This window comes from Bacillus sp. LL01, assembly GCF_001037965.1.
In genome coordinates this window covers 1-4343 of sequence record NZ_LFEL01000167.1, presented here as the reverse complement: position 1 = coordinate 4343, position 4343 = coordinate 1, and the positions used below count along the sequence as shown (strand labels likewise).

5 protein-coding genes are annotated in these 4343 nt (G+C 38.6%); 1 reads left to right on the top strand and 4 read right to left on the bottom strand.

The features are described from left to right. The 3 genes from AB685_RS27120 to AB685_RS27110 form a co-directional block, all read right to left on the bottom strand. A partial coding sequence (locus AB685_RS27120) for a heavy metal translocating P-type ATPase (RefSeq protein WP_047973709.1) occupies positions 1-1198 on the bottom strand: 1198 nt, incomplete at its 3' end. Between the two features lie 135 nt (positions 1199-1333). Beyond that, positions 1334-1540: a copper chaperone CopZ gene (copZ, locus tag AB685_RS27115; RefSeq protein WP_047973708.1), complete on the bottom strand. Its 207-nt coding sequence runs from the start codon at positions 1538-1540 to the stop codon at positions 1334-1336. Between the two features lie 150 nt (positions 1541-1690). Beyond that, positions 1691-1969, bottom strand: coding sequence for a metal-sensitive transcriptional regulator (locus AB685_RS27110; protein WP_047973707.1), 279 nt, complete (start codon positions 1967-1969; stop codon positions 1691-1693). A 439-nt stretch (positions 1970-2408) separates the two neighbouring features. On the opposite strand from AB685_RS27110, the gene AB685_RS27105 reads away from it, so the two are divergent. Beyond that, a complete protein-coding gene (locus tag AB685_RS27105; protein WP_047973706.1) occupies positions 2409-3635 on the top strand; it encodes a C45 family peptidase in 1227 nt (408 codons plus the stop codon). 113 nt (positions 3636-3748) lie between these two features. Here AB685_RS27105 and AB685_RS27100 read toward each other — a convergent pair. Continuing rightward, on the bottom strand, positions 3749-4343 hold a 595-nt coding region (locus tag AB685_RS27100; protein WP_047973705.1), incomplete at its 5' end, for a methyltransferase domain-containing protein.

The window sequence follows — 4343 nt, the reverse complement described above, 5'->3', positions numbered from 1 at the left end:
CTTTGTCTACCATACGTTGAATATCAGCTTTTGATCCTTGAGCCTCTTCAACTACTTTAACAATTTGAGAAAGAGCTGTATCTTTTCCTACTTTAGTTGCTTTTACTTTAATGGAGCCATTTTTATTGATTGTAGCTCCAATTACCGGGTCGCCAATACTCTTATCCACTGGAATACTTTCACCCGTAATCATAGATTCATCTATTGCAGAACGCCCCTCTAAAATCTCACCATCAACTGGGACTTTTTCTCCTGGTTTGATCACGACTGTATCTCCTGCCATCACTTCTTCAACAGGAAGTTCTACTTCTTCTCCGTCTCGAATAATTCGAGCTGTTTTTGCTTGCAAACCAAGTAGTTTTTGAATCGCTTGGCTTGTTCTACCTTTTGCACGTACTTCAAACAACTTCCCTAACACAATCAAAGTAATGATAACCGCAGCAGCCTCAAAATAGAGTTCAGGCATTCCTYGACTGCCTGCTATCATCCATTCCCACCCTAAATAAATGCTGTAAAAATAAGCTGCACTCGTACCAAGAGCTACTAATACATCCATATTGGCACTCTTGTTATTGAGAGCCTGGTAAGCCCCTTTATAGAACTGAGCTCCTACGATAAATTGAACAGGTGTGGCCAGCGCTAATTGCACCCATGGATTCATGAACATGCCTGGCATATATAAAAAACCAGTCAGCTCAAAATGAGTTACCATCGTCCATAGCAATGGTRGGGTTAGGATCGCCGAAAAAATAAATTTCCCATATTGTCTATCTATTTCTTTTTCTTTATGGTCAACCGTTTCTCTCGTTTCCTGCTTAGGAATTAAACTGAAGCCTAACTTTTTAATAACGTCACTCATTTCATTTGGTTTTACGACACGTTCATCATATTCCACCGATAGAGTCTCTAACGCAAAGTTGACGTTGGCCGATGAGACACCCTCAAGTTTATTCATTCTTTTCTCAATGCGGTTGGCACAAGCAGCGCAGGTCATGCCGGAAATATCAAATTCTGTCTTGGCATGAATCACTTGATACCCTAGCTTTTCTATTTTAGCTTCGAATTCTTTTGTATCCACTACAGAAGGATCATACTTGATCGTTGTTCTTTCAAGAGCGAAGTTGACGTTCGCTTCTTCTACCCCCTCCATTCTCGATAATCCTTTTTCCACTTTATTGGCACAGGCCGCACAGGTCATACCCGCTATATTTAACGAAACTTCTTTTTGTTCCAACGTAAATCCCACCTAACCTTTATACCCCGTGTAGGTATATTTTTTTGAGAAAATAATCGTGCTCCACTAGTAAGCACGATTATCCTCTCAATTCGCTATTTATACTACGTCATACCCTTGATCTTCAATGACTTCTTTAATCTTATCAAGGTTCACTTCATTGTCATTATAAGAGATTTTAACCTGACCTTTATCCAAAGCAACCTGGACAGAGCTTACCCCAGTCAATTCGCCTACACTTCCTTCAACTGAACTTACACAATGCCCGCAAGACATTCCTTTAACTGTTAGTGTTTCTTGTGTCATATTTATAACCTCCAGTAATGATATAAGTAAACTCAACATCAATATACTATACATGGGTATAGTATTCAAGGTATAAAAAATAAATAAGTTTCTTCAGCTAACTGATAATAGTACTCTTCCCAGTTCGGTTTGATTTAATTAAGTGATTCATTAAAGCATCTTTTTCATAACATCCATTAACTCATCAATGGCCTCTTCGCCATTATTATTTTTAATAGCACCTGCCACGCAATGACGAGTATGATCCTCTACAAGCCCTAAGGAGACCTTATTAATAGCAGCTTGAATAGCTGATATCTGTGTCAGAACATCCACACAATATCGATCATTTTCAATCATATTATGAATGCCTCTCACCTGGCCTTCAATACGTTTTAGTCTGTTTAATATTTGTTGCTTATTAGGTTGGACTGTTTTCTTAGGTTCCATAACCATCCTCCTCATACGTATACCCCGTAAGACTATTTTAACACATTAGTAGAGGAATTCCTAATAGACTGAATGCACATAATAGCTTGCATACAAGCAGGTCAGAGCTTCTTTAACTCCCTCAATAGATTTTACCATTCCAGCACTACAAGCTGAAAATAAAAAGTAACTAAGTACCACTCTCTCACGTTAGATTACGTTCTTTTCTATAAGTCATTAACCCTACCAGTCGTTAGATTTTTTAACATTATATGGTATTAATCACCCATGATAAAAATCAGAAAAATCAGACGTTTAGCGGGTTAAAATCGTCTTCTATTATCGTTACCATTAAAGTAGACATGACGGTAAGCACAGAAAGTAGTTATTTAGTCCAAGTAGAAGGAGGTGCTTTTTGAGCAGTGGTTTTATCATAAAACTATAGGAGATGATGAGGAGAATGAGAATTAAGTTTCTACTATTTTCACTAATTGTAATTCTATCATTTGGACCCTTTGGTTCTTTTGAAACTAAAGCCGAGGGTAATGATGCAAACATTACGCTAAAAGGTAGTCCTAAAGAAATCGGCGAGCAGTATGGRCAGCAGGCTAAAGAACAAATCAAGCAAAATATTAGTCTCTTTCAAACACTTGCCCCTCTAGCCAATTTAACAGAAGAAGACCTTATTAATGCTGCTAGCGACTATGAAGACTTTTTAGCAGTGGAAAACCCTGAGCTTCTTGAACAATTACAAGCAATGGCTACATACGCTAACGTTCGATATGAAGATTTACTAGCTTTTAATGCATTAGAAGAAGAGGTTATGGGAGATGGGTGCACAACTATGTTAGCAACTGGTGCTGCTACACAAAGTGGAAATGCGTATTATCATAAAACTCGTGATGCAAATAGAGGCTCTAAACAGGTCGTCGTTCAAGTAGAGCCTGACAATGGTTATACGTATATTGGGATTACGAGCGCTGGCTCAACTGGTATTGCCATGGGTATCAACGAGAATGGTGTATCTGTTGGGAACAATGTTTTATCAACATGGGACACTGGCAGCGGCTATGGAAATTTAGTTGTGATTCGTCTCGCTTTAGAAGAGGCTTCTGATGCCAAAGATGGGGTTGATTACATCGAGAACCTTCAGCGTRCATCTGGTTCTGTCTATGCAGTGGCTGATCGTAAAGAAGCTGCTTGGGTTGAAACAACTGCTAATCATTCAGCCGTTCATTGGGTAGTAGACGAGGCAATGGCTCATACAAATCATTATGTCCTTCCTGGCATGGAGCAGTTTGATACTCTTGAATCGGATCCATCAAATGAAAGATGGAGTTGGTATCTTTCTACTCATAATCGCTTGGATCGTGCACAGAATCTACTAGATAACCAATATGGCAAAATCAATATACAACGTTTAGTTAAAATTTCAGAGGATCAGGATCCAGCTTATGATGATAGCACGTATTGGATTGATTCTGATGCTGAAATCAATGGCGTGAAGATGGGATCTGTATCAACTGGAACATTCGACGGTAGCAAGGAACGTATGTGGGCTCAGTTAGGCCAACCTAGCGTAGCACCAGCCATCCCATTTAGTGTCGATCGCCCACATATTCCAAAGCCCTTCAGCTCCGGAAAACAAAGCGATCGAGTTAAAGAAACCGTTGGGAATCGAGGTTAACTAACGAGTAACATAGAACTAAATTCATAATATTTGAGTTCAACTCTTTCTGAGCAAGCCATGCTACTAACAAAAAGACGTCCAGTTCAAAATAGGACGTCTTTTATATGTAACTACTGCTCAAAGTGCTTCACAGCTTTAAGAAGAATCGATTCTCCTACAAAGGAGTGGACTTGACCATTTACTACTTTTATTCGGAATTTATTATGATACTCTTCCGGCTTCTCACACATGTAATCAGATAATTCTCGTTTTTTATCGTTTGAGAGGTTCATGCGATTGGCCCAATCTTCAAATGTAAAGGTTTTTAAAAATCGGTAAGTTTCATCAATCTCATAACCTGTTTCTTCTAGCATTCTCAACCACTCAGACTTCTTCCAAGCCCTATGATGACTGTAGTCCCTATCTTGCTCAACTTTATTATAGAATTTATCAAACTCTTCCTTCTCTGGAGCGATATTATCAATCAATAAAAACTTTCCATTCTTCTTCAAGACTCGATAGCTTTCTTTAATAAAGGATAATAAATTAGGAAAGTGATGGGCAGCAATGCGACATGTAATAACATCAAATTCAGAGTCATCAAACGGTAAGTTCTCTGCATCACCTTGAACGAAATGAACATTTACATTTCCGTTTGATTCTACAAATGATTTAGCTGCTTCAAGTATTTCTTCTGTAAGATCATAAGCAACTACACTTTCCACG

Coding starts and splice junctions, on each gene's coding strand:
- copZ (WP_047973708.1), bottom strand. CDS start 1,540: ATGACACAAGAAACACTAACAGTTAAAGGAATGTCTTGCGGGCATTGT.
- AB685_RS27110 (WP_047973707.1), bottom strand. CDS start 1,969: ATGGAACCTAAGAAAACAGTCCAACCTAATAAGCAACAAATATTAAAC.